The sequence below is a fragment of the Aquitalea sp. LB_tupeE genome (assembly GCF_013391415.1).
Taxonomy (GTDB): Bacteria; Pseudomonadota; Gammaproteobacteria; order Burkholderiales; family Chromobacteriaceae; genus Aquitalea.
The window spans coordinates 64,101-86,911 of the sequence record NZ_JACAXB010000026.1 but is presented as its reverse complement, the minus strand read 5'-3'; the positions used below and the strand labels follow the sequence as shown (position 1 = coordinate 86,911).

General features: G+C 57.5%; 24 protein-coding genes. 11 read left to right on the top strand and 13 right to left on the bottom strand.

Going from position 1 to position 22,811, the window contains the following annotated elements:
• Window positions 1-32: 32 nt before the first annotated feature.
• The 5 genes from HWX34_RS13300 to HWX34_RS13280 all read right to left on the bottom strand — a co-directional run bounded on the left by HWX34_RS13300 (window position 33) and on the right by HWX34_RS13280 (window position 6,782).
• Entirely contained in the window at window positions 33-1,760 is a 1,728-nt protein-coding gene (locus HWX34_RS13300; RefSeq protein ID WP_178972689.1) for a nitrite reductase, read from the bottom strand.
• Window positions 1,761-2,609: 849 nt separating this feature from the next.
• Complete coding sequence (locus HWX34_RS13295) at window positions 2,610-3,779, bottom strand: cytochrome P450 (protein WP_178972688.1); 1,170 nt, start codon at window positions 3,777-3,779, stop codon at window positions 2,610-2,612.
• Window positions 3,766-4,149: an adenosylmethionine decarboxylase gene (gene speD / locus HWX34_RS13290; protein ID WP_178972687.1), complete on the bottom strand. Its 384-nt coding sequence runs from the start codon at window positions 4,147-4,149 to the stop codon at window positions 3,766-3,768. The genes HWX34_RS13295 and speD overlap by 14 nt, the downstream gene beginning before the upstream one ends.
• Entirely contained in the window at window positions 4,142-5,350 is a 1,209-nt protein-coding gene (locus HWX34_RS13285; RefSeq protein ID WP_218645175.1) for an MFS transporter, read from the bottom strand. The genes speD and HWX34_RS13285 overlap by 8 nt, the downstream gene beginning before the upstream one ends.
• Before the next feature lie 163 nt (window positions 5,351-5,513).
• Window positions 5,514-6,782 (bottom strand): radical SAM protein, encoded by a 1,269-nt coding sequence (locus HWX34_RS13280; RefSeq protein WP_218645174.1) that lies wholly within the window; start codon window positions 6,780-6,782, stop codon window positions 5,514-5,516.
• A 617-nt stretch (window positions 6,783-7,399) separates the two neighbouring features.
• On the opposite strand from HWX34_RS13280, the gene HWX34_RS13275 reads away from it, so the two are divergent.
• Window positions 7,400-7,684: a hypothetical protein gene (locus HWX34_RS13275; RefSeq protein ID WP_178972685.1), complete on the top strand. Its 285-nt coding sequence runs from the start codon at window positions 7,400-7,402 to the stop codon at window positions 7,682-7,684.
• A 45-nt stretch (window positions 7,685-7,729) separates the two neighbouring features.
• Here HWX34_RS13275 and HWX34_RS13270 read toward each other — a convergent pair whose 3' ends face one another.
• From HWX34_RS13270 to HWX34_RS13240, 7 genes are all read right to left on the bottom strand, one after another.
• Complete coding sequence (locus HWX34_RS13270; RefSeq protein ID WP_178972684.1) at window positions 7,730-7,945, bottom strand: DUF3079 domain-containing protein; 216 nt, start codon at window positions 7,943-7,945, stop codon at window positions 7,730-7,732.
• Window positions 7,946-8,112: 167 nt separating this feature from the next.
• Window positions 8,113-9,945 carry a nitric oxide reductase activation protein NorD gene (locus HWX34_RS13265; RefSeq protein WP_178972683.1) on the bottom strand — a complete coding sequence of 611 codons (1,833 nt, stop codon included), beginning with the start codon at window positions 9,943-9,945 and terminating at the stop codon, window positions 8,113-8,115.
• Window positions 9,946-9,957: 12 nt separating this feature from the next.
• On the bottom strand, window positions 9,958-10,761 hold the full coding sequence (locus tag HWX34_RS13260) for a CbbQ/NirQ/NorQ/GpvN family protein (RefSeq protein ID WP_045846236.1): 804 nt from the start codon (window positions 10,759-10,761) through the stop codon (window positions 9,958-9,960).
• Window positions 10,762-10,770: 9 nt separating this feature from the next.
• Window positions 10,771-11,052 (bottom strand): cytochrome C oxidase subunit IV family protein, encoded by a 282-nt coding sequence (locus HWX34_RS13255; protein ID WP_255496718.1) that lies wholly within the window; start codon window positions 11,050-11,052, stop codon window positions 10,771-10,773.
• Window positions 11,053-11,103: 51 nt separating this feature from the next.
• On the bottom strand, window positions 11,104-11,697 hold the full coding sequence (locus HWX34_RS13250) for a cytochrome c oxidase subunit 3 (protein ID WP_178972682.1): 594 nt from the start codon (window positions 11,695-11,697) through the stop codon (window positions 11,104-11,106).
• A gap of 55 nt (window positions 11,698-11,752) precedes the next feature.
• A complete protein-coding gene (locus HWX34_RS13245; protein WP_218645173.1) occupies window positions 11,753-13,180 on the bottom strand; it encodes a cbb3-type cytochrome c oxidase subunit I in 1,428 nt (475 codons plus the stop codon).
• 32 nt (window positions 13,181-13,212) lie between these two features.
• Entirely contained in the window at window positions 13,213-13,638 is a 426-nt protein-coding gene (locus HWX34_RS13240; protein WP_178972681.1) for a cytochrome c, read from the bottom strand.
• A 162-nt stretch (window positions 13,639-13,800) separates the two neighbouring features.
• Between HWX34_RS13240 and cobA the strand changes: the two genes are divergently transcribed.
• From cobA to HWX34_RS13190, 10 genes are all read left to right on the top strand, one after another.
• The gene (gene cobA / locus HWX34_RS13235) at window positions 13,801-14,637 is read left to right on the top strand and encodes a uroporphyrinogen-III C-methyltransferase (protein ID WP_178972680.1); all 837 of its coding nucleotides are present in this window, start codon (window positions 13,801-13,803) and stop codon (window positions 14,635-14,637) included.
• Window positions 14,638-14,709: 72 nt separating this feature from the next.
• A complete protein-coding gene (locus HWX34_RS13230) occupies window positions 14,710-15,138 on the top strand; it encodes a hemerythrin domain-containing protein (RefSeq protein ID WP_178972679.1) in 429 nt (142 codons plus the stop codon).
• The gene (locus HWX34_RS13225; protein WP_045846230.1) at window positions 15,135-15,347 is read left to right on the top strand and encodes a DUF2249 domain-containing protein; all 213 of its coding nucleotides are present in this window, start codon (window positions 15,135-15,137) and stop codon (window positions 15,345-15,347) included. Before HWX34_RS13230 ends, HWX34_RS13225 begins: the two co-directional genes overlap by 4 nt.
• Window positions 15,344-16,642 (top strand): hypothetical protein, encoded by a 1,299-nt coding sequence (locus tag HWX34_RS13220; RefSeq protein ID WP_178972678.1) that lies wholly within the window; start codon window positions 15,344-15,346, stop codon window positions 16,640-16,642. The genes HWX34_RS13225 and HWX34_RS13220 overlap by 4 nt, the downstream gene beginning before the upstream one ends.
• A 126-nt stretch (window positions 16,643-16,768) precedes the next feature.
• The gene (locus HWX34_RS13215; protein WP_178972677.1) at window positions 16,769-17,332 is read left to right on the top strand and encodes a YIP1 family protein; all 564 of its coding nucleotides are present in this window, start codon (window positions 16,769-16,771) and stop codon (window positions 17,330-17,332) included.
• Window positions 17,333-17,346: 14 nt separating this feature from the next.
• The gene (locus tag HWX34_RS13210) at window positions 17,347-17,760 is read left to right on the top strand and encodes a DUF488 family protein (RefSeq protein ID WP_178972676.1); all 414 of its coding nucleotides are present in this window, start codon (window positions 17,347-17,349) and stop codon (window positions 17,758-17,760) included.
• 42 nt (window positions 17,761-17,802) lie between these two features.
• The gene (locus tag HWX34_RS13205) at window positions 17,803-18,243 is read left to right on the top strand and encodes a MarR family winged helix-turn-helix transcriptional regulator (protein ID WP_178972675.1); all 441 of its coding nucleotides are present in this window, start codon (window positions 17,803-17,805) and stop codon (window positions 18,241-18,243) included.
• A 123-nt stretch (window positions 18,244-18,366) separates the two neighbouring features.
• A complete protein-coding gene (locus tag HWX34_RS13200) occupies window positions 18,367-19,485 on the top strand; it encodes an HPP family protein (RefSeq protein WP_178972674.1) in 1,119 nt (372 codons plus the stop codon).
• 71 nt (window positions 19,486-19,556) lie between these two features.
• The gene (locus HWX34_RS13195; RefSeq protein ID WP_255496717.1) at window positions 19,557-20,825 is read left to right on the top strand and encodes an NnrS family protein; all 1,269 of its coding nucleotides are present in this window, start codon (window positions 19,557-19,559) and stop codon (window positions 20,823-20,825) included.
• 163 nt (window positions 20,826-20,988) lie between these two features.
• Window positions 20,989-21,330, top strand: coding sequence for an FKBP-type peptidyl-prolyl cis-trans isomerase (locus HWX34_RS13190; protein ID WP_178972673.1), 342 nt, complete (start codon window positions 20,989-20,991; stop codon window positions 21,328-21,330).
• A gap of 6 nt (window positions 21,331-21,336) precedes the next feature.
• Here HWX34_RS13190 and HWX34_RS13185 read toward each other — a convergent pair whose 3' ends face one another.
• Window positions 21,337-22,806 carry a tetratricopeptide repeat protein gene (locus HWX34_RS13185; RefSeq protein WP_178972672.1) on the bottom strand — a complete coding sequence of 490 codons (1,470 nt, stop codon included), beginning with the start codon at window positions 22,804-22,806 and terminating at the stop codon, window positions 21,337-21,339.
• Between the last annotated feature and the right edge of the window lie 5 nt (window positions 22,807-22,811).

The following is a 22,811-nucleotide window of genomic DNA, read 5'->3' as shown; positions in this document are numbered from 1 at the left end:
ACAGTGAAATGACGGCGACGACTTATCTCAAATCAATAAATATCGTGCTGGGTGTTGAACACATTGAACTTGCCGGTGGGGGTGATCAGGCGCGGGTCCTTGATCACGGCCTTGAGCTTGCGGGTTTTGTCGTCCACCACCACGATGGCAGACTGCTTGTCCTTGCCGCTCCACACCGAGAACCACACCTCGCTGCCATCCTTGTTGTACTCCGGTTGCAGCACGCGCTTGGCACCATCGCCCAGGCCAGACCACTCGCCAATCGGCAGGGTGACAAAGCCCTTGTCCAGATGGTTGATGTCAAACACGGCAGCGCTCTGGCTGACGGCGGCATCCGGGTTCAGCGCGGTATCCACCCACAGATTGTGTGATTTGGGGTGGGTCTTGATAAACAGCGAACCACCACCCTGCCCTTTGAGCACCCGCACCACTTTCCAGGCCTGGGCCTTGTGCTTGTCCGGGTCGGTGCCGATCAGGCTGATGCTGTCGTCGCCCAGGTGGCCGGTGGCCCATACCGGGCCATATTGCGGGTCGACAAAGTTGGCACCACGGCCCGGGTGCGGGGTTTTGCCCACATCCACCAGCGCGGCCAGCTTGTCCAGCTTGGTATCCACCACGGCGACTTTGTTGGAGGCATTGGCAGCCACCATGAAGTAACGGCCGGTGGTATCGAAACCGCCGTCATGCAGGAACTTGGCCGCGTCGATGGTGGTGGTTTTCAGGTTGGACAGGTCGGAATAATTCACCATCATGATCTTGCCGGTTTCCTTGGCATTGATGACGAATTCCGGCTTGTAGTGGCTGGCCACAATGGATGCCACGCGCGGTTCCGGGTGGTATTCGTTATCCACCGTCATGCCACGGGTGCCGACAATCTTCAGCGGCTTGAGGCTGTTGCCATCCATGATCACGTACTGCGGCGGCCAGTAAGCCCCGGCCACCGCCAGCTTGTCTTCAAAGCCCTTGAACTTGGAGGTTTCCACCGAACGGGCCTCCAGACCGATGCGGATTTCCGCCACGGTGTCCGGCTTGGCCATCCACAGGTCGATCAGGTTGATCTTGCCATCGCGGCCAATCACGTACAGATAACGGCCAGACTGCGACAGGCGGGAAATATGCACGGCGTAACCGGTTTTCAGCACGCTGACAATCTGCTTGCTATTGCCGTCGATCAGCGCAATCTGCCCGGCATCGCGCAGGGTGACGGAGAACAGGTTGGCCACATCCAGATTGTTCTCTTTATGCGTCGGGCGTTTTTCCGGCGGAATCAGCACCTTCCAGGTAGCCAGCATGTCCTTCATGCCGAATTCCGGCGGGGTGGGCGGTTCCTGCTGCACATAGCGCGCCATCAGGTCGACCTGGGCATCGGTCAGCTCGCCGGAAGTCCCCCAGTTGGGCATGCCGGCGGGCGAACCGTACTTGATGAAAGTCTTGAGGTATTCCGTGCCCCGCGTCAGGGTGATGTCCGGTGTCAGCGGCTTGCCGGTGGCGCCCTTGCGCAACACCCCGTGACAGCCGGCGCAGCGTTCGAAGTAAATCTGCTTGGCGTGGGTGAATTCCGCCTCGGTCATCGGCGGGGCCTTGGGATTGATGTTCTGATGCATCGGCTCGGAAACCAGCGGCGAGGCAGCGCCCTGGTATTTCGCCTCCGGGGCGGAGGTCGAGGTAGTGGCGGTATCCGCCCAGGCCTGCAACACGGAAAAAGGCAGGGCCGCCAACAACACACTTCTTGGCAGCCAGGACAAGCGCGGGGTCTTCATGGTTAGGGCTCCAGCGTGACAGTAATGCTTGGTTGCCGGCATCTTCATCCCGCGGGCATATCCCCCTCCTTGATTCGAATCAACGGTTTAACCATGGCATGGCCAGGGTCTCCGCGCATCCTTAATCCCAGCTATCACGCAATATCCCGGCACCATGCCGGCTTGATCTGTCCACCACTCAGAAGAAATTCCAGAAAAATTCGGATATCTCGCAAGCTTTTTTGTGTATCACAAGAGTAGCCGGTATACCCACCTGCCGTTCTTTAGTATCGATGGGAAAGCGTGCCTAATTCGGACACAGCCCAATCAAGCCCGACCAAGAGTAGTTGTCTTCGTGAAATGAAGGACTGAATGCAGGCTTTTCAGTGGGGATCTGAGAGGGAGAAACTTGCGTGTGCCGCCATACTACTGACCGAACATAAGTCCTGATTTGTGCGACAAAGTCTGTGTGCTGTAACCCCGGCATATTAACTACAAGGTAATTAATTAATGATCGCCTTCCATCATATTCATGCACCAGTATATTCCAGTAATATCTGGCAATCCACACGAACAAAATAATCACCACAGCACCACCCATACCTCCCCAAAAATCACGACTGATAAAACCTTGTACAGCCCCCTCCTCCAGCCGCAAGCAATATTGAAATACACACGCCAATCATGCAAGATAGTTTACTCATAGAAACCTTACAGAATAAAAGGCGAAATACACAAAGCATTCCACCTCGTTGTTAGCTACAGGATGCAATCAGCGCCCCAAGCTATAAATCAACCCGACACCTGCACCACAAACACCTCCTGTTACAGATTAAATATGACGTAATTTATTATAGGAGACTGCAGCAACTACTCACCAAAACTAAATATCGCAGAATTCAATCCTCGGGCGGAAAGCCCATGGTCGAACTTACATCCTTCTAAGAAAAAAGTCCGACCTGTAAACCTTGAAACAATCGCTGTTAGATATTCTAATGCACATGCACTCGCATACGCTGATCCGACACATCTTGTGGGCCCCCAACCAAAGCCGAGGTGAACCTGCTCGCGTCCTTCGATGAACTGGTATGGATTATCATATACACGCTCATCATGATTTGCAGCACCCAGATGTAAATACACTTTCTCACCCTTACGGATCACATAATTCCCTAAGGTTACGTCATTGTTTGCTATACGGCCACTCATCTGGATTGGTGAATCGAAGCGAACTGCCTCTGTAATGAGCAAGCTCAGTCTCTCTAAGGTACAGGGATATGAAACACTATCTTTACTGCTTAACTGTACAAGACATGTATAGAGTAAGTATGCAAGACTTTCGTGCGCTGCAACATAGAGGAGTACTAGATCAGCTAAAACTTCGAGATCTTGATCACGTGAAATATTCTTCTGAGTGGCAATCCAATCACCTAGTCGATCCACGGCCTCCAATGCAGCAATTACATGGTGCCTTTGAGGTCGCTTCCCATCAAAGAAAAACGCCACGGCTAGAGCATCTGCAGTCACCTCATCAGGTACTATATCGATTCCGAGAACAGCCATGTTGGCACATTGCACGGTATATGGACGTAGTGATGTGGCAAAAATATCAACCGGTGAATCAGAAGGGATACTTGTGATGAATTCAGAAGCAATCGCCTGTATCAGGTTTTCAAAATAGGTGTGCTGGGCGTGGCCGACTATTCCGAGAAGTCGCTGCCGTCGCAATTTGTAAGTCCCAGTTGCATCATGGAAAATCGACATTTCCCGCATAAGATTGTATCCAGATTCAGCTTTCTTACTCACTAGGACAAGCTCTTGTGGCAATGAAAAACGGCCACGACCAAAATCAAAAGTTCGTCGATATATATCTTGACAAACGTGATACCCAACGACAACATGACCATCAATATAATGATCATAAAATACTGATGCCACACCTCCGAATTCTCGCAATGCTTCATAATATTTCTGTGGCTGAACTAATCCTAGCTTTAATGCAGCAATGATCGATGGTTGATGTATATCAATAATATTCATTATTTGAACCCTCTACTCCTCGCTCAATATGTTTGATTTTGTAATGCCCAGGCATAGAGTCCGACGCGAAAGAGTAAAAAATATTTTCGGGATTGTAGTTTGTTCCGCACGTAAAAGCATCGAAGAACGCTTTACCCTGATCTGGATAGGTGTGTAGCGAAACATGTGATTCAGCGAGTAGCAAAAGAATTGTCACACCCGTTGGCTCAAAAACTTTTCTCATTGTTCCAAGAACCGTCACACCTTCTGCGACTGTGGCCGTTATCAGAGACTCTTCAAGTCGCACTACATTATTAAGTATTTCAGGAGCAACACCCCAAATATCCACAAACACGTGCCGACCATACGCAATAAAAGCTGGACTATTCATGTGCCCTCACCGAACTTAGCCTACCAATATATGCAGTTGACGCAATCAATAAACCTATCACAGTTACGCCAATCGAAACGGAGAAGAATAAAACGAGCAAGCCAGCGAAACTACCTGACAACGCTTCACCAGTATTGGCAAGCGTAGAAAAAAGGCTGAAATTCTTCCCCAGATTGGCTTCATTGGATAAATGGTAAATATTTGTCGGCAAAATCACATCGACAAACGAGCCGACTCCACCAAGCAAGCAACACCCCACGAGAATGGTTATCATATTAGACATGCAAACTGGCAATATGGATAACATAATACCGTATAGGCACCAGTACAGCATCAAACTGCGGGTACTGAAGTCATTGGCTATCTTTGAGAATCCAACGGCACCAACAATAGCCCCAACCGCAGTAAGACTCATCGCATAACCAATCATACTATCCGAATAACCTTCGCTTTTCAGCATCATAGGAATCAGAATACGAAGTGCCCCTCCTACAAGAAGGATACATATTGATGAATATACAATAGTGATATATAACTGAGATTTTTTTCTCACATAGACAATATTCTGCCAAAACTCACTGTAGAGTAATTTTAGCGTTAACCCTTTCCCAACTTCAGATACATTACCGCTAGGAACACTAATCAGCCAAACACAGATTGCTGAGATAAGGTATGTTGCAGCATCCAACAAGAGAACGAGGCCAGGGTGTCCAACAATCGCTAGTGCCGCCGCGCCAAATCCGGGACCAACTAATCCACCTGCTTCAGCAACGATCTGCGTCGCAGCGTTAGCTGTCGGTAAGTTCTGAGCGGATACCAATGATGGAACTGCAGCTTGGAAAGCTGGTTGGAATATGGTTCGAAATGCGGTCATCAGCATACCAACCAACGTCAGTGCTATTAGACCAGCTTGGTCGCTAATGAGAAGACTACAAAAGGCAGTAGTAATGAACATACGAGCAATATCCGCATTCAGCATGAGCGATTTGCGTTTTAGCCTATCAGCCAAAGCACCACCAAGCGGCCCGAGGACTAAATATGGAATAAAGCGGAAGAAATAAATAATTCCAGCCATTACAAGGTTACTACCAGTCACCTTCAATACTGTGATTATAAAAATAAAATCATGCACGCCATCGCCAACTCTTGATAAAAAATTTCCACCAAGCAAAATGGAAAATGGCTTTTCATGCAGCAGCATTTTTATCATAGCGAACCTACATTACTGACTAGGACAAGTTGATTGGGTACAGTAATTCTCGCTTAGTGAAGCTGCGTCCAGTATCTTTCAACTTTTCAACTACGATACCATTCATCACTAACTGATCCTCTCTTGGCATCAAGTAATACATAATATTGACATATCAATACCAGCCAAGCTTAGTCAGAAACATCGATTCCTCATTATCCACAACCAGACCCTCCTGCTTTAATTGCTCAAGCTTTCGGAGAACTTCTGGATGCACCTTACCCCACAAGACTTGCCGTTTATCTAAAAAGCCGTGATAGGCCAAATGCAAAATAACTGGACGAGAATAGTCAAGTGACACATCATGCTGACTAATTACACAGGGAAAGCGTTTTTCAGCTAGAGTCTCACGATATAACTTTTTCCCGTGGGTATTAGTAATCACATGACCCATGGTCGAACTGACAGCATTGGAACCAAACCCCAAAATATCAAAATTGTGATAACCATAGACATGCTCATGATAAACAAAAGAGTACACATCACTCACAACATCAGAAGTTGGAGGTGTACGCACATATCCGTGTCCATTATGCGGCATAAAGCCGGAGTGGCGCATAAATTGATCAATGAGTACATTCATACTAAATTTACGCATAGCCGACGTTGGAGCAAGCTTAGCCTCATTAAGCTTTGTATGTAATCCGACTTGGGTCATAATATTATCAATCGGATAAATATCGATATTTGTTGTCCCCATAGCCACTGCCGCATGCAAATCCGCAATTAACTCTTCCTCATCCTGGCCGCTCATACCGTAGAGGATGTCAAACGTCTGTACTGGAAACATTTTCTTGAGCAACTCAGTCGCATCGTAAATCTGCTCAAGAGATGCAGTTAAATTAAACATTTCACGCCACTTCGGGCTAAATGTTTGCAATCCAAATCTCGGATGCGTTACGCCAATTTCGTGCATAGCTTGTGCCCGATCTAGCGTCAGACTCTTTGCTTCTATTTCGAAGGAAAATTCGCGCAAATTGGAAAGATTAAATGTAGAACGGATAATCTCACCAATTTTAACAATCTGTTCTGGACTCAATAGGCTAGGTGTACCACCACCAAAGAAAATTGCCCCTATGGGAATATATTTAAGATCAACCAAATCTGCCTTCATTTTAATTTCGGTGATCAAAGATTCAAAATATTGATCAATGGCATCTCTACTAGAATATTTCCCTCTAGTGAATGGACAAAAATTGCAAATTGTGTCGCAAAACGGAATGTGAAAGTACAGCGCTCGAGATTTTATTTTATTCTGTGCAAGAGCAAGTACTTCCTGTAAAGATACCTTAGAAATTTCTTTTCCTTGTCCGGGAAAGAAGAAGTTGTAGATAGGAAACTGACGATCAAATTTGATCAGAGAGGGCTGGTTTAATAGATTCATATCAATATCTCAAAGCGAGAAAAGGGGCATAAAGCCCCTTCCCCTCATGCTGGTTAAACAATCACCAAGCAATCGTGTTGATACGATCGAACGAAGATTCGTCAGTTTCGAAATAGCTGAATATATCTTCCATGATATTTCTCCTTCAAGTTGAAATACAGAATGTTTCCTGCAAGTATGCTGAACTTAGCTTCAGCATGTTGTGTGGATGGTGTTACATAACCGACTCCACGATGGTTACGCTAATCAAAATAATAAACATCATAAACTGGCTATTTAGCCGATGAATTTCAGTTCAGGGAGACAATACAGGTTCGACCAATTAGGCGTGAACTAGCGATGCGACCAATATCACGATGGACGAAGACTAGCTGTAGTCAACAAGTCTGAGAGGTGCTCTCTGTTGCGTAATGGTTAGGAAAGATCTGAATAAGCCTGCACTTTGGTGAGCCAGAGCACATCTGAGTGATGTGCCAGCTGATCAGTAAACCAACTTGGCTAGTACCGGGCCAGGATAAGTATTCAAAAGGAGATGGAAACCGGGCATTTACATTTCAGACAAGCAGTATCTTTACGTCAGCCGTATTGGACGGGGTGGGGTGCAGGTTGTGTAGGTAATGAACCAGACCCGACCGCGCATCCACAGCAATATAGGCTTTCATGTCGAAATTCCACAGATGCTAGAGACAATAAATACGCAGTATGCTGGACAAGGGATAGTGGCGACCGCCATTGCTGGGCTTGGGACAGAAAGATGTAATTGCGGCTTCGAGCGTATTCCACCTCATGACATTGTCTATTCCAGTCGGGAAGATTTTGCGACGGGTCAGTTTCTTGTTGACGGTCTGTCCGAAATTGGTGAAGCTCAGCAGCTTGCTCACCGCTATTCCTTGCGGCAGTGAGATAATGGTTTTTAATGGGAAGGTCGGAACTTGTTCAGACCTTCCTTAGCCCTTCTTCGGCAGCGTCAGCGATTTTTGTTCTGGCTCCACCTCCAGCCCCCAGTCGCCGTATTCATACCAGTCCTCGCCCAGTACTTCTGCCGGATGCTGAGTGCGGCCGGAGCCATTGCCGCATTGCAGGGAGTCGGCCGGGCAGTATTTGTCGCAGCCCCAGCAAATGCGCTCCGGGTGCGCCGGGTGCAGGGGAAATTTCCGGGCCATGACGTTTTCCTTTCCATTGACTGAATAGACTGAGCAGCAGCCTGCCATTGTCCGGGCATGGGCTGGCTGGCGACTTGCCACATATCAAAAAAAACCCGGCACAAGGCCGGGTGAAGAAGGTGATTACACCTTGGAGTCGAGTTGAGCTTGAACAGCAGCTGGGCTGCTCAGGCGGTCAAATGGGCATACAAGCGGGTGAGCACGCTGGGCAGCATCTGTGCCTGTTGCACCACCACATAGCCGCGGTGGCCGAACAGATGGGGCAGATAATCCCCTGCTTCGCGGTCTACGGTCAGGCAGAAGGGCAGCAGACCGTCGCGGCGGGCTTCCAGAATGGCCTGGCGGGTGTCCTCGATGCCGTGGCGGCCTTCGTAGTGGTCCAGATCGTTGGGCTTGCCGTCGGAGATGATAAGCAGCAGGCGACGCGCAGCCGGTTGTTGCAGCAGGATGCGGCTGCTCTGGCGGATGGCCGCGCCCATACGGGTGTAATAGCCGGGGCGGATGGCCAGAATGCGGCCGCGGGTGCTGTCGTCGTAGCGTTCGGCAAAATCCTTCAGCACCTGAAAGCGCACTTCCTGGCGGCGGATGGAGGAAAAGCCGTACAGGCCAAAGCTGTCACCTGCCGCGGACAAGGCCTCGGCAAACAAGAGCAGGCTGTCGCGGATGACGTCGATCACCCGGCCAGCCTCGTCCCCTACCCAGCTTTCGGTGGAGAGCGACAGGTCGGCCAGGGTCAGGCAGGCCAGGCTGCGTTCGCCTGGCGGCCAGGCCTGGTACAGGCCGGGTTCGGACTGGGCGACACCGCTGTGGCGTTCGGCCAGAAAGCGGATGACGCGGTCGATGTCGATATCCGGCCCGCACTCCTGCCCGCTCTTGCGCGTGCGCTCCGGTGCCAGTGCCTGAAACTGACGGCGCAGGCGGCGGGCCAGTGGCAGCAGGCGCTCGGGCAAGGCGGCGGGGACGGCATCGCGCGGCAGCATGGGTTGCAGGCGGCAGTGGTCGTCAACCAGTCTTTGCTGTTTCCAGTTCCACTCCGGTAGCAGCAGGCCGGGGCCCAGCGGGGTGTCGTCCCAGGCGGCGGCGGGCAAGTCCAGGTCAAACTTGAGCTTGCCGCCCTTGGTGTGGGCGTCCTGTGCCAGTGACAGGCGGTTCATGTCCTCGGCCGCGGCGGCGACGTTGTCGTCGTCATCCTCGTCGGTATGACGGTTGACCTTGACGTATTCGTCCCAGGTAAACAGGCTTTCGGCGCGGAAAATCATCAGCATGCCGTTTTTGCGCTCGTCCTGTACCACGCGCTGGGCACGGTAGCGGCGGCGCTGGCGCTGCTGCGGCTTACTGCGCGGGCCGCTTTGCTGCGGGTCCTGCGCAGTAGACGGGGCGGTATGCTCCAGCGTGGGCGGGGCCGGGTGCAGCCACAGGGGCAAGGGGTAAGGGGCACGGACTGGCGGCGGCGTGTCCAGCGCTTGCTGCGGCTGCAGCAGGGCCTGACGGATGGCACGCTCCCAGGCAGCCTCGGCTGGCGGCAGACGGGCCGGGTCTGGCCGTTGTGGCAGATGGGCGGCCACCAGCCGTTGATAGCTGGCAGCCAGGCCGGGCATGGCGGCCAGGCATGCGGCAGCAGCCTGTCGATTGGCATTCAGCCAGTCACCATCGGGCCGGTTGCTGGCGGCCAGCGCCATCAGCCAGAAATACAGTTCGCGGTTGAGCGCCGCATCGGCGAACAGCTCGATTTTTTCCGGCAGATAAAAGGCCTGCTGGTCGGACCAGGCCAGTTCCACCCGCTCGCCGGTGCCGGACAGGCGCTCCAGCCAGCGGCGGCGGGCGCCGTGTTCGGTACCCACGGTGGAACGCAAGGCCAAGGCCGGGTCGCCGCCCATGGCGCGAAAGAACACCGGCGCAAGCGGTGCCACCTGCTCCAGCCGCACCGCTGCGGCGGCATGGCCGCGATAGGCTGCGCGCTTGACCAGTTTGTCCCACCAGCCGCCGACGATATCTTCCATGACAGGCCCCGCTCAGGCAGGAAACTGGGTGTGAATGATGGCCAGCAGGGCCGCCACCGTGTCCGGCTCGTCGCTCAACGGTTCGGCCAGCGCGGTGCGGCAGGCCAGCGCCGGGCGCATGCCGGATGCCATCAGCTTGGCGGCATACACCAGCAAGCGGGTGCTGACCGATTCGTCCAGATCGTAACCGGACAGCCGACGCAACTGGCCGGCCAGTGTCACCAGCTGCTGCGCCTGTGCCGCAGCAAGGCCGGATTCCTGCATCACCACCTGCTGTTCCACTTCGGCAGACGGAAAATCGAAGCTCATGGCGACAAAGCGCTGGCGCGTGCTGGGCTTGAGGGTTTTCAGCACATGCTGGTAACCGGGGTTGTAGGACACCACCAGCATGAAGCCGGGCGGGGCCACCAGCACTTCGCCGGTGCGTTCGATGGGCAGAATGCGGCGGTCGTCAGTAAGGGGATGCAACACCACGGTGGTGTCCTTGCGCGCTTCCACTACTTCGTCCAGATAACAAATGCCACCCTGGCGCACCGCGCGGGTGAGCGGGCCGTCGCACCATACCGTCTGGCCATCGCCGATCAGATGGCGGCCCACCAGATCGGCGGCGGACAGGTCGTCATGGCAGGACACGGTAATCAGCGGCAGGCCCAGCCGGGCTGCCATATGGGCGACAAAGCGGGTTTTGCCACAGCCGGTGGGGCCTTTGATCAACACCGGCAGCTGCTGCTGCCAGGCGGCTTCAAACAGCTGGCATTCATCGCCCTGCGGCTGATAGAAGGGGGCGGACAATTCGGGACGCAGCGGTGCGTTCATGGCTTTTCCTTAGCGAAAACTCAACAGCAGCACACCGGTCACCAGCAGCAGCCAGCCATGCACGCTGGCGCGCAGCCAGTGCGGGGCATGGCACAGCCCCATGTAGCGCTCGATGACCACCCAACCCTTGAGCCAGGCAAAACCCAGCACCAGCGGTGCCAGCCAGTGTTGTGACAGCTGGCCGCTTTCGGCCAGGACGGCGGCCAGCAGGGTCAGGCCACTGAGCCAGGCCCACAACAGCCATTGGGTAAGGGGGGCGGGTGTGTTCATGGGGTCAACGATACCGGCCATGCCGGGCCATGGCCTTGATTCCAGATAAGCCCTGCCAACAAACTGCGGCGCTTAACGTGCCACGTAAATCAGCGCAAACAGCACAATCCACACCAGGTCCACCATATGCCAGTAGGCGGCGGCGGTTTCCACGCCATCAATGGTCGCACCGGCATAGCGCCCGTCGCGGGCCTGCCACCACACGGCGGCCACAATCACCATGCCCAGCACCACATGCAGAAAGTGAAATACGGTGAGCGACAGGTAAAACATCCAGAAATCGCCGCTGGACAGGGTGATGCCAGCGGCAAACTTGCCGCCCAGCTCGATGGCCTTGAGCACCAGAAAACCGCCACCGGCCAGCATGGTGGACATCAGCCAGCGCCGTCCGCTGCGCTGGCGGTTCAGCGCAAAGGCGCGTACCGCAGCCACGATGGCAGCACTGCCCGCCAGCAACAGCAAGGTATTGAGCGTGGGTAGCAGCAGGTGCAGCTGCTGCTGACCGTGGGAAAACAGCGCCGGATCACGCCAGCGGTGATAGCCGTACACCAGGAAAAACACGCCGAACACCGCCAGCTCGGCCAGGATGAAACACCACATGGCCAGGTCGCCCGGCACGTGGCGGTCGTGCGGGATGTCTTCCATTGGCAGGCTGTCAGTACGCATGGAATCGCTCCAAAGAAAAAGCGGCCCACCAGGGGCCGCTTGTCTGTTTGATCACTCAGTCTTGACGCTTGCCGGTGACAAAGAAGCTGATCAGATACAGCATCAGGCCGCTGAAGAAGCCCAGGCCGCATACCAGACGTGCCCAGTACAGCGGCATGATATGCTCCTGCGTTTCCATGAAGGACAGCGGTGCGCTGGACATGCGCTGCAGCCACACCTGGGTGGCCCCGGCAGCAGTCAGGCACAGCGTGATGCCGACGATGGACAGGGTCATCACCCAGAACGCCAGTTTTTCCACGTTCTGCGCTTGCGGGCTGTTGGCTTCACGGCCACGCAGCAGCGGCATGGTGTAGGAAATCATGGTCAGCACCACCATGGCGTAAGCACCGTAGAAGGCCATGTGACCGTGCGATGCCGTCAGCTGCGTGCCGTGGGTGTAGTAGTTGACCACCGACAGCGTACCCAGAAAACCCCACACACCAGCACCCAGGAAGGACATCACGCCAGTACCCAGCGCCCACAGCGTGGCGGCCTGGTTGGGGTGTTCGCGGCGGCGACGCTTGACCATATTGAAGGCAAACATGGTCATCATGAAGAAGGGCACCGGCTCCAGCGCGGAGAAGATGGAACCCCATACCTGCCAGTAGGCCGGTGTGCCGATCCAGAAGTAATGGTGACCGGTACCGATGATGCCGGTGATCAGCGTCATGGCAATGATCAGGTACAGCCATTTTTCGATGATTTCACGGTCCACGCCGGTTACCTTCACCAACACGAAGGCCAGCATGGCACCCATGATCAGCTCCCACACGCCTTCCACCCACAGATGCACCACCCACCACCAGAAGTACTTGTCCAATACCAGGTTGTTGGGGTTGACGAAGGAGAACAGGAAGAAGATGGCCAGGCCCCACAAGCCAAGCAGCATCACGATGCTGATGCTGGTCTTACGGCCGGACAGCAGCGTCATCGACAGGTTGAACAAAAAGGACAAGGCCACCAGCACGATGCCCACCTTGGTGATGAGCGGCTGCTCCAGGTAACCGCGCCCCATGGTGGGCAGCAAGTCGTTACCGGTCAGGTGCGCCAGCACGTTATAGGGCAGGCCCAGGTAGCCGACAATGGTCAGCGCGCCGGCCACCAGAAACACCCAGAAGGTGATGATGGCCAGCTTGGGGCTGTACAGCTCGCGCTCGCACTCTTCCGGAATCAGGAAGTAACCCGCCCCCATGAAGCCGAACAGCAGCCACACGATCAGCAAATTGGTATGCACCATGCGCGCGGTGCTGAAACTGATGGCCGGGAACAGGAAATCCCCTTTGACATACTGCAGGCCGATGATCAGGCCAAACAGGATCTGGCCGATGAACAGGCCGATGGCTGCCATGAAATAAGGCTTGGCCACCGCCTGCGAGCGGTATTTGATCTGGGCTGGCGCACGGGCTTGTTCAGCCGCTAGCGTCGCCGCACTTGCATTGCTCATGTTTATCTCCGTCAGCGATTGGTCTGGTGCGCTCAGCCCTGGATATTGGGCGGCCAGTTATTGGTATTGATCTCGGAGGTGTATTTCAGGAAGGCCACCACGTCGTCCAGTTCGCCATCGTTCAGATGAAACTGCGGCATCTGGCGGCGACCGGGTACGTTGGTGGGCATGGCCTTCATCCAGCCCTTGATGAAATCCGGGCCACGGCGTACGTAGACATTGCCCAGCTCCGGTCCGAAATACGCTCCCTCGCCCAGCAAGGTATGGCAGCCACCGCAATTGCGTGTCTCCCAGATTTTCTTGCCGCGCACGGCCGCATCGGTCAGCTTGGCCTTGGCGTTATGGCTGGGCAGGGCCATGGTGGTATCCAGCGTCAGCCCCAGGAACAACAGGAAAAAGAACACCGACCCACCGTAAAAGATGTTGCGGGCCGTCGATTTGGTGAAGCTCGCGCTCATCACGTCCTCCTCAAAGTGCTTGCACCGGCAAGTCCGGTACCTGGGGCGAAATGTACGGATTCGGGCATCCCGATAGCATTGATTCGTATCAACGATTCCCGGCCACCCACTTTCCTACACTGGCGGCATCGTCATTTGGCAAGCCTTTGCCCGGGAGTCTGCATGTACCGCCCAGCCCTGCCCACACTGCCGCCCACGCCGGCTGGCAGCATCATTTCCACCCCTCAAGACCGCCAGGTATTTGCCCCCGGCAGTGTTTGCCTGGTGGGGGCAGGCCCGGGCGACCCGGACTTGCTCACCCTGCGCGCAGTGCAGCGACTGGGCGAGGCGGATGTGCTGCTGTACGACCATCTGCTGGACCCGCAGATACTGCGCCTGGCCCCGCCGCAGGCCAGCCGCATCTGCGTGGGCAAGCGCGCCAGCCGTCATACACTGCCGCAAGCGGACATCAACCAGTTGCTGATCGACTTTGCCCGCAACGGCCAGCGCGTGGTGCGCCTCAAAGGGGGCGACCCGCTATTGTTTGGCCGTGGTGGTGAGGAAATGCTGGCGCTGGCACAAGCAGGCATCCCTTGCGAGGTGGTACCCGGCATCAGCGCGGCGCTGGGTGCCGCCGCCGCGCTGGGGCTGCCGCTCACTCATCGCGATCATGCCCAGGGTTGCAGCCTGGTCACCGGCCATCGCCGTCAGGGCGAGCAGCAACTGGACTGGACTCTTTACAGCCAGCCGGGACAAACCCTGGTGGTGTATATGGGGCTGGGCGAGGCCGCCCGTATCGCCAGCCAATTGCTGGCCCATGGCCGCGACCCGGCCACACCGGTGGCGGTGGTGGAAAAGGCATGCAGCCCAACGCAGCGCTGCGTGTGCGGCCAGCTGGACCAATTAAGCCAGCTGATCAGCCAGCAGGAAATCAGCAGCCCGGCCCTGCTGGTGATTGGCAATGTGGTGCTGCTGCACCAGCAGTTACAGGCGCTGCGGCAACAGGCGCAGATTTCTTGATACGGGTCATTCAGGCCGACGCACTAAACAGGCAATACTGCTCACCATCAACCTCAGCCAAGGCAAAGCACCATGAATGCCATCCAGCAACTGACCGAACAACACCGCCTATGCGATGCCGACTTCGCCATCGCCGAAACAGCGGTACGCCAGGGCGACTGGCCCAAGGCCCGCGCCGTGTTTCAAGCGTTTCACACTGGCATGCTGCAACATTTTGCGCTCGAAGAAGACAGCCTGTTTCCAGCCTTCGAAGCCGCCACCGGCAGCCAGATGGGCCCTACCGTGGTAATGCGTAACGAGCACAGCCAGATGCGCGCACTGATGCAAGACATGGCCCAGCTGTTGTCGTCCGAGCAAGCCGGCGACTATCTGGGCTGTGCCGATACGCTGCTCATCCTGATGCAGCAGCACAATATGAAAGAAGAAAACATTCTCTACCCCATGTGCAGCCAGCACATTGCCGGTTTTGCCGATCTGGTGGCTGCCGGAGCCGCCGCATGAGCCCGCGCGACCTGCGTCAGCTGCCGCCACCGCAGCCGATGGAAATCATCCTGGACGAAGCCGACGGACTGGCACCCGGCCAGCAAGCGGCCTACATCCTGCCGCATCACCCCAGCCCGCTGCTGCCCTTGTTACAACAGCAGGGGCTGGATTTCCGTTTCGAACTGTCCGGTGACGGTGGGGTCATTCTGATTCTGAGTCGGCCATGAGCCAGGCCTGGCTGTCCTACGACGCTGCCCCGCCGCCCTGGTTGCCGGGCAGCTTTTTTGTGGCCAGCCTGATCTGGCTGCTGATCGCCGGGCTGACCCTGCTCGTGGGCGACACCGTCGCAGCCAATCGGTTTGATCCGCTGATTGTCACCCTCACCCACCTGTTGGCACTGGGTGTGCTGGGCAACAGCATGCTGGGGGCGGTATTGCAATTGCTGGCCGTGGCCGCCGGGGTGGGCTGCCCGCAGCCACGGGCGCTGTGGTGGCGGATATTTCCGGCCTGGCAAGGCGGTGTGGCCTGCCTGTGCTGGGGCTTCAGTCATGGCTTTTCCGCGACATGGCTGACTGCCGGTGCGCTACTGACATACAGCGCCGGGCTGGGCTTGCTGGCGCATGCGCTGCCCGGCTTGTGGCGCAGCCCGGCGCGTGACGCCACCAGCCAGGGGCTGCGGCTGGCGCTGACCGGGCTGGGTGTGGCGCTAACCTTAGGCCTGTTGCTGGTGCTGACATTAGGTGGGCAGCTACACCTGCCGTTCATGGCCTTGTTGCACAGCCATGTGCTGTGGGCGGGACTTGGCGGCTTGCTGGCCCTGCTGCTGGCCGTCAGCCAGACCGTGATTCCGCTGTTTCTGATCGCCCCGGCTTTTCCCGCCTTTACCCGCCAGCTCTTGCCCGGCCAGTTGGCACTGCTGCTGGCGCTTGGGCTGGTGCTGATCTGGCAGCAGGAGCAGGCCCACGGTTGGCTGCTACTCGCCAGTCTGCCTGCCGCCTGTTTTGCCGGCCTCACCCTGCATCAGTTGCACCGCTGTCGTCGGCGGCAAGACCCCCTGTGGCTGAGCTGGCTGCTGGCCATGCTGGCACTGCTGCTTGGTCTGCGGTGTGCCGCTGCCGCACTGTACTGGCCCACCGATACCAGCCTGCCGCTGTATTGCGGTGTGCTGTGGCTGGGAGGATTGGGCCTGGGCTGTGTGCTGGGCATGCTGGGCAAGATCGCGCCATTTCTGGCCTGGCTGCATCTGCAACGCTTGCAGCCCCCGCGTGGCGTACTACCCGCCACCCATGGCTTTCTTTCCGAACAGGCCGTGCGGTGGCTGACCGGCCTGCATGGGCTGTGGCTGCTGACGGCACTGGCCTGGTGTCGCTGGCCAGCCAGCTGGCAGACCGCACTGGCCATCTCTACCTTGCTGTTGGCCAGCACTGCCGTGTGGCATGGCGGTAAATTGTGGCTACGCTACCGCCAGGTGCGCGCCCTTTGCCTGAAACAAACCATCCAGCCAGCACAACAGACTTCCTGATCAGGCAGGCGCTCACCCAGCGCCTGCCTTCCCCCACTCCCCACTCCCAGCCGCATCTTGTTGTAGATTTATATCGCATTACGATATATATTCACAAGGTAGCCCATCGCTACCAAGGAGATCGCCATGAACCTGCAACATCCGCTACAGATGATTTACTCATCACGCCATGGCTGGGACCAGCTAGGCCAGCGCCATCCATCCGTGCTCCACAGCTTCATGAAAATCGTACTGCCAGGCTCGCTGTTTGCCGCGGGCATGGTGCAATACACCGCCATTTATCATGCTGACAGTTATGCCCCCGGCGTGCCGCTGCAAAACTGGCAGCAAGCCAGCCTGATCCTGCTGCTGACCAGCTGGCTGGCCGTCAGCCTGATGGCCTGGGTCATCCGCCAGTCGGTACATGCCAGCCGCCGCCCGGCCTTTGCCGACTGCTACCGGCTGGCGGCGCTGGTGCCGCTGCCCATCTGGTTGTCTGCCCTGTCCTTGCTACTGCCCTACCCCACGCTGAATGTGCTGTGTGCACTACTGGGGCTGGCCGCATCAGCAGGCCTGCTTTTTCACGGCCTGGATGCCTGGTTCGAACACGATGATTCGGTGCATACCCTGTCACTGGCCTATACCATTTTCGCCATTGGCGCGCTGGTATGGCTGTTTGTGGTGGCGCTCTTGCTGCTACCCCTGCTGTAAACGGAGCCATCACCATGCACATCACCCTGCAATCCCTGCAAAGCTACCGGCCTGACGCTACACCGGCCTTCCTGATCGGCAGCGAACCGGCTGCCGGCCTGCCCCCCGACATCACGCGCCGCCTGCGTCATGTGCCGGCACTCTCGCCCGCACCGGGCTTGAGTGACTGGCTGCACTGGCGCGAGGAACGCTGGAGCCAGTTTTGCGAAATTTACTGGGCCGTGCTGCACAATAATCCGCAGCGCTGGGAATGGCTGGCGCGCATGGCCAGCCGGCAGCACATTGTGTTGCTGCATGCCGAAGCCGATGCCACGCTCAGTGCCGCCCGCGCCTTGCAATTGTTCCTGTTGCAGCAAGAGGCACAGCCGCTGGCGTATGCGTCTCCGGTGTGCTTTGCCGCACAATTCGGCAGTGGAGGGCTGATGTGATATGGTGGCCGGACTTGTCTTTCATCACCGCTGTTGCCCACCATGACTGCCCCCATACTCAGCAAACAGGATTTCGAACGCCTGGCCGACTTCCGCTACCGCCTGCGCCAGTTTTTGCGCTTTAGCGAGGAATTGGCGCAGGAGCACGGCATCACGCCGCTGCAATACCTGCTGTTACTGCAGGTGCAGGGCTATCCGGGGCGCGACTGGGCCACGGTGGCGGAACTGGCCGAGCGGCTGCAATCACATCACCACAGCGTGGTGGGCCTGATCAAACGCTGCGAGGAGCAAGATCTGGTCAAGAAAACCCCCGGCCGTCAGGATGGCCGCCAGGTGGAAATCAGCCTGCTGCCCAAGGGGCAGGAACTGGTGGCCAAGCTGGCCGCCCTGCACCGCGAAGAACTGCTGCTGCTGAAAAATCTGGGCGGTAGCCAGTCGCTGGACCTGCTGCTGAACGTGCAGCAAACCCTGCAAGACGAATAGCCGCCAGGAACGCTGCGCTGTTTTGTTAGCGAGATCCAAGCGCTACTGGAGGCAAGCCAGTGCAGGCAGGCAAACATATCGCCATACGATACAATATCCCACCCACCTATCCCTTTACCCACCATGACTTCCTTATCCCAAGCACCGCGCAAGCGGCACTGGTTGCGTGGCTTTTTGCCGGTGCAGTTACTGGCAGGCCGCCGTGAGCGGCTGTATGGCTGTGTTGGTGCCGGCCTGGGCCTGTTGCTGACCGAGTTGATCAGCCGCGCCGCGCTGGGTGGCGCCAGCCCCTGGTTCATCGCCCCGATGGGCGCTTCGGCCGTTTTGCTGTTTGCCGTCCCCTCCAGCCCGCTGGCCCAACCCTGGTCGATGCTGGCCGGCAATCTGGTGTCCGCCGTCATTGGTGTGGCCTGCGCCCGTGCCATTGCCGACCCCGGCCTGGCTGCCAGCATGGCCGGTGCCTTGGCCATTGCCGCCATGTTCCAGCTGCGCTGCCTGCACCCACCCGGCGGTGCCGTCGCCATTACCGCCGTGCTGGGCGGCCCGGCCATCCAGGCGCTGGGCTTCCAGTTTGTCCTGTGGCCGGTACTGGCCAATTCCGTGCTGCTATTGGGTGTGGCCTTGCTGTTCAACAATGCCTTACAGCGCCGCTATCCGCATTTGCCGGCTGACAACAGCAACCCGCACCATACCGACGACCCACTGCCCAGCGAACGCCGCGCCTTCAATCAGCAGGACTTGCACCAGGCACTGGCCGATTTTGGCGAAGTGCTGGATGTCAGCGAAGATGACCTGGCCGCCATTTTCACTGCAGCAGAACAACAAGCACAAAAGCGCCGCTTTGGAGCCATCCGCTGTGCCGACATCATGTCGCGCGATGTGGTGTCCATCCGGCCAGATGCCAGCTTGCAACAAGCCTGGGACACGCTGGCACACCACAAGGTCAAGGCCTTGCCGGTGACTGATGCTGCCGGGCTGTTACTGGGCCTGGTGTCACTGCACGACTTTTTCCTGCCACACCACCAGGCCAGCACCATCCCGCAGGCAGCAAGGCTGGACGGCAAGGTGGCCGACATCATGAGCCAGCCGGCCCGCAGCCTGCAGGCCACCCAGCCCATCAGCGAACTGGCGCTGGCCTTTTCCGATGGCGGCATGCACCACATGCCGGTGCTTGATGCCACCGGCCAGTTGTGCGGCATGATTACCCAGTCGGATCTGATCGCCGTGCTGTTCAAGCAATAAGCAGCACCAGCCGGAATGCGGCGGCGCTGCGCCACCTAACCTTGCCTGCCCGGCAGGCAAGGCCGAATGTCTTGACGCGAATCATTCCCATCCTGATAGCGGACTGGCGATACTGGGCCCTCACCCACCCCATCGAGTGCATCATGCAAACCCCTGCGCTTCCCACCCCCTTGCTACGCGCGCCGCACCGCATTGCCTTTTTGTTTGGCATGTTGCTGGCGCTATTACTGTTTGCCGCCTGGTTTGCCGAACTGGCCTCACGCCTGGGCAGCCATCCCATCCTGCCGGTAGTGCCGGCAGTGATGGCGCATGCCTTCCTGATGCTGTACGGCATTTTTCCCTTCTTCATGACCGGCTTCATTTTTACTGCCGGACCGCGCTGGCTGGGCGTGGACGGCCCCGGTCGCGCGCGCTATCTGGGTATTCCGCTACTGATGGCAACAGGCTTGCTGTTGTGGCTGGCGGCCCTGGCACTGGGCAGTGGCTGGCTGCTGGCTGGCCTACTGATATATGGCTGCGGCTTTGCCGGGCTGACCCTCACCTTTGGCCAATTGATACTGCGTAGCCAGCAGGTCAACCGACTGCATGCCTGGATGGTGCTGTGCGGCTTTGTGCTGGGTCTGGCCGGGTTGCTGGCAGGCCTGTACTGGCTGGGCAGCGGCAATGCCCGTGGCTGGCTGCTGATGCGTGACCTGGCCTTGTGGGGCTTTTTGCTACCGGTATTCCTTACCGTTTGCCACCGCATGCTGCCGTTTTTCACTGTCAGCGCCATGCCGAACATTCCTGCCTGGAAACCGGACTGGCTGCTGTGGGCCATGCTGACAGGCAGCTGGCTGCACGGACTGCTGTCTGTGATTGGGTTGACGACATTACCGGCTGATCTGCCATTTTGCCTGTTGCTGAGCTATACCTGCTCGCGCTGGCAGAGCTGGCGCACCGGGCAGATCCGACTGCTGGGCATGCTGCACCTGGCCTTTGCCTGGCTGCCGCTGGCTTTCTTGCTGTACAGCCTGGCCGCGCTGCTGCCAGTGTCACTGGGTCTGGCACCGCTGCATGCCATCACCACCGGCTTTTTCATCAGCATGGTGATTGCCTTTGTCTCCCGCGTGTCGCTGGGCCACGCCGGGCAAGCCCTGCAAGCACCAGCCTGGCTTTGGCGGCTGTATCTGGCGGTGCATGGCATGGCCTTGCTGCGCGTGGCCACCGACTGCCTGCCCGCCAGCTGGGCTAGCGGTGCATATGCGCTGACCGCCGTTATCTGCCTGCTGTTGCTGCTGTGCTGGAGCCTGCGTTTTGTCCGGCTTTATCTGCGCGCACGCAGTGATGGCAAACCCGGTTAAAGCCGCTATGCAGGCCCTGCCGCACCACAAGGTCGGGCTTGCCAGTGCAACACAGGCACGCTGCTATTGCATCTTGCTTCACCCGCCGTCTACGGCCAGCTAAAATGCCGCCACGTTGGCTGCTGCGGTAGCCGTAAATGCGAATGAACCGGTAAATGAACAAATGGACCAGCAACTGAAAATCGAAGATTTGCACATCGGCGAGGGCAAGGAAGTGGTGCGCGGCGCACTCATCACCACCCACTACACCGGCTGGCTGGAAGATGGCAGCAAGTTTGACTCCTCGCACGACAAGGGCCGCCCCTTCCAGTGCGTGATCGGCACCGGCCGGGTGATCAAGGGCTGGGATATCGGCCTGATGGGCATGAAAGTGGGCGGCAAGCGCAAGCTGTGGGTGCCCGCCACGCTAGCCTATGGCGAGCGGCAGATCGGCACGCGCATTCCGCCGCACGCCAATTTGCTGTTTGAAATCGAAGTGCTGGAAGTACTCACCCGCGACGACTGAGCAGCTTCAGTGCGCTGGCTGCGTCAAGCGCAGGGCCAGTTGACCGGAGACCTCAGCCAGCACACTGGCCCAGTCAGCGGGCTGCAGCTGACGGAATAGCCGCATGCTGGCATACCACGGGCTATCGCTACGCCCCAGGCCCCAGCGGAAATCCGGGTTGAACGGCAACAGCAGCCAGCAGGGTTTGCCCAAGGCAGCGGCCAGATGTGCCACCGAGGTATCCACACTGATGACCAGGTCCAGCTGACTGATCAGCCCGGCGGTATCCTGCATGGTTTGCAGTTGTGCGGCATGGTCGATGATGCCGCTCGCCAGCACATCCGCCACCTCTTCCTGATATTCGCGCTGCAGGCTGTGCCACTCGGCATCCTGTTGCAGCAAACCGGACAGCGCCCCCAGCGTCAGGCTGCGCTTGCGGTCATTCAGATGCTTGGCCGAACCCGACCACACCAGCCCGACACGCAAGCGTTTCTTCTCTCCCAGCAAGCCAGCCCAATGCTGCTGACAAACTTCATCCACCGCGAGGTAGCCCTGGGCAGCCGGAATGTTGTCCAGCGTGGTGGCCATGCGCAAGGGCAGCGACATCACCGAGCAGTGCAGGTCAAAGTGCGGCAGTGCCTCACCTTGGGTAAACACCTGTCCGGACGGCAACAGCTGGCTGGCCAGCGCTGAGAGCGCCGGATTGAGCAAAATCAGCACCCGCGCACCTTGCGCCTGCAAAGGTGGCAGGTAGCGCAGCATCTGGATGGCATCGCCCAGCCCTTGTTCCTGATGCAACAACAGTGTTTTGCCAGCCAGCTCCTCGCCTTGCCATTCCGGCTGGGAAAAATGCAGCAAACCGGAGCGCCGACGCAGTTGCGGGTCCAGTTTGCGTGCTTCGTAGTCTGGCCAGCCACGGACATAGTCGCCTTGCAGCAAGGACAGCCAGCCTCGGTTATGCCGGGCCAAGGCATCGTCCGGCCGCAGGCTGAGGACCCGCTCCAGCAAGGTCTGTGATTCTGCATATTCACCGCGATCGGCCATGAGTGCAGCCAGATTAAGCAGCGCATCGACATTGTGCGGGTCCAGTCGTATCGCCACGGCAAAGTCTGCGTGGGCCTGGTCTGGCTGGTCCAGCAATACCCGCACATTGCCCCGGTTGCAGTAGGCCTCCGCCATGCCAGGACGCAAAGCAATGGCGCGGTCCAGATCCTGCAAGGCCGCTTTCAACTGCTGCTGACTCTTCAACAAGATACCGCGATTGACATAGGCTTCGGCCAGGTCCGGTGCCAGCGCGATGGCACTGTTGAAATGGGCGAGCGCTCCCTTGGGCTGCACCAGTTGCACCAAGGCGAGGCCCAGCAGGAAATGCACTTCCGGGCTATCAGGGAAGGCCTTCAGCACGCGGCTCAAACAGTCACGGGCAGCAGCTGCCTGGCCTTGTTGCAATTGCTGCATGGCCTGATTGATCTTGTTGAGCGCGAGTTGTTCGTTCATGGCGA

Coding starts and splice junctions, on each gene's coding strand:
- HWX34_RS13300 (WP_178972689.1), bottom strand. CDS start 1,760: ATGAAGACCCCGCGCTTGTCCTGGCTGCCAAGAAGTGTGTTGTTGGCG.
- HWX34_RS13295 (WP_178972688.1), bottom strand. CDS start 3,779: ATGAATATTATTGATATACATCAACCATCGATCATTGCTGCATTAAAG.
- speD (WP_178972687.1), bottom strand. CDS start 4,149: ATGAATAGTCCAGCTTTTATTGCGTATGGTCGGCACGTGTTTGTGGAT.
- HWX34_RS13285 (WP_218645175.1), bottom strand. CDS start 5,350: ATGCTGCTGCATGAAAAGCCATTTTCCATTTTGCTTGGTGGAAATTTT.
- HWX34_RS13280 (WP_218645174.1), bottom strand. CDS start 6,782: ATGAATCTATTAAACCAGCCCTCTCTGATCAAATTTGATCGTCAGTTT.
- HWX34_RS13275 (WP_178972685.1), top strand. CDS start 7,400: ATGAACCAGACCCGACCGCGCATCCACAGCAATATAGGCTTTCATGTC.
- HWX34_RS13270 (WP_178972684.1), bottom strand. CDS start 7,945: ATGGCCCGGAAATTTCCCCTGCACCCGGCGCACCCGGAGCGCATTTGC.
- HWX34_RS13265 (WP_178972683.1), bottom strand. CDS start 9,945: ATGGAAGATATCGTCGGCGGCTGGTGGGACAAACTGGTCAAGCGCGCA.
- HWX34_RS13260 (WP_045846236.1), bottom strand. CDS start 10,761: ATGAACGCACCGCTGCGTCCCGAATTGTCCGCCCCCTTCTATCAGCCG.
- HWX34_RS13255 (WP_255496718.1), bottom strand. CDS start 11,052: ATGGCCGGTATCGTTGACCCCATGAACACACCCGCCCCCCTTACCCAA.
- HWX34_RS13250 (WP_178972682.1), bottom strand. CDS start 11,697: ATGCGTACTGACAGCCTGCCAATGGAAGACATCCCGCACGACCGCCAC.
- HWX34_RS13245 (WP_218645173.1), bottom strand. CDS start 13,180: ATGAGCAATGCAAGTGCGGCGACGCTAGCGGCTGAACAAGCCCGTGCG.
- HWX34_RS13240 (WP_178972681.1), bottom strand. CDS start 13,638: ATGAGCGCGAGCTTCACCAAATCGACGGCCCGCAACATCTTTTACGGT.
- cobA (WP_178972680.1), top strand. CDS start 13,801: ATGTACCGCCCAGCCCTGCCCACACTGCCGCCCACGCCGGCTGGCAGC.
- HWX34_RS13230 (WP_178972679.1), top strand. CDS start 14,710: ATGAATGCCATCCAGCAACTGACCGAACAACACCGCCTATGCGATGCC.
- HWX34_RS13225 (WP_045846230.1), top strand. CDS start 15,135: ATGAGCCCGCGCGACCTGCGTCAGCTGCCGCCACCGCAGCCGATGGAA.
- HWX34_RS13220 (WP_178972678.1), top strand. CDS start 15,344: ATGAGCCAGGCCTGGCTGTCCTACGACGCTGCCCCGCCGCCCTGGTTG.
- HWX34_RS13215 (WP_178972677.1), top strand. CDS start 16,769: ATGAACCTGCAACATCCGCTACAGATGATTTACTCATCACGCCATGGC.
- HWX34_RS13210 (WP_178972676.1), top strand. CDS start 17,347: ATGCACATCACCCTGCAATCCCTGCAAAGCTACCGGCCTGACGCTACA.
- HWX34_RS13205 (WP_178972675.1), top strand. CDS start 17,803: ATGACTGCCCCCATACTCAGCAAACAGGATTTCGAACGCCTGGCCGAC.
- HWX34_RS13200 (WP_178972674.1), top strand. CDS start 18,367: ATGACTTCCTTATCCCAAGCACCGCGCAAGCGGCACTGGTTGCGTGGC.
- HWX34_RS13190 (WP_178972673.1), top strand. CDS start 20,989: ATGGACCAGCAACTGAAAATCGAAGATTTGCACATCGGCGAGGGCAAG.
- HWX34_RS13185 (WP_178972672.1), bottom strand. CDS start 22,806: ATGAACGAACAACTCGCGCTCAACAAGATCAATCAGGCCATGCAGCAA.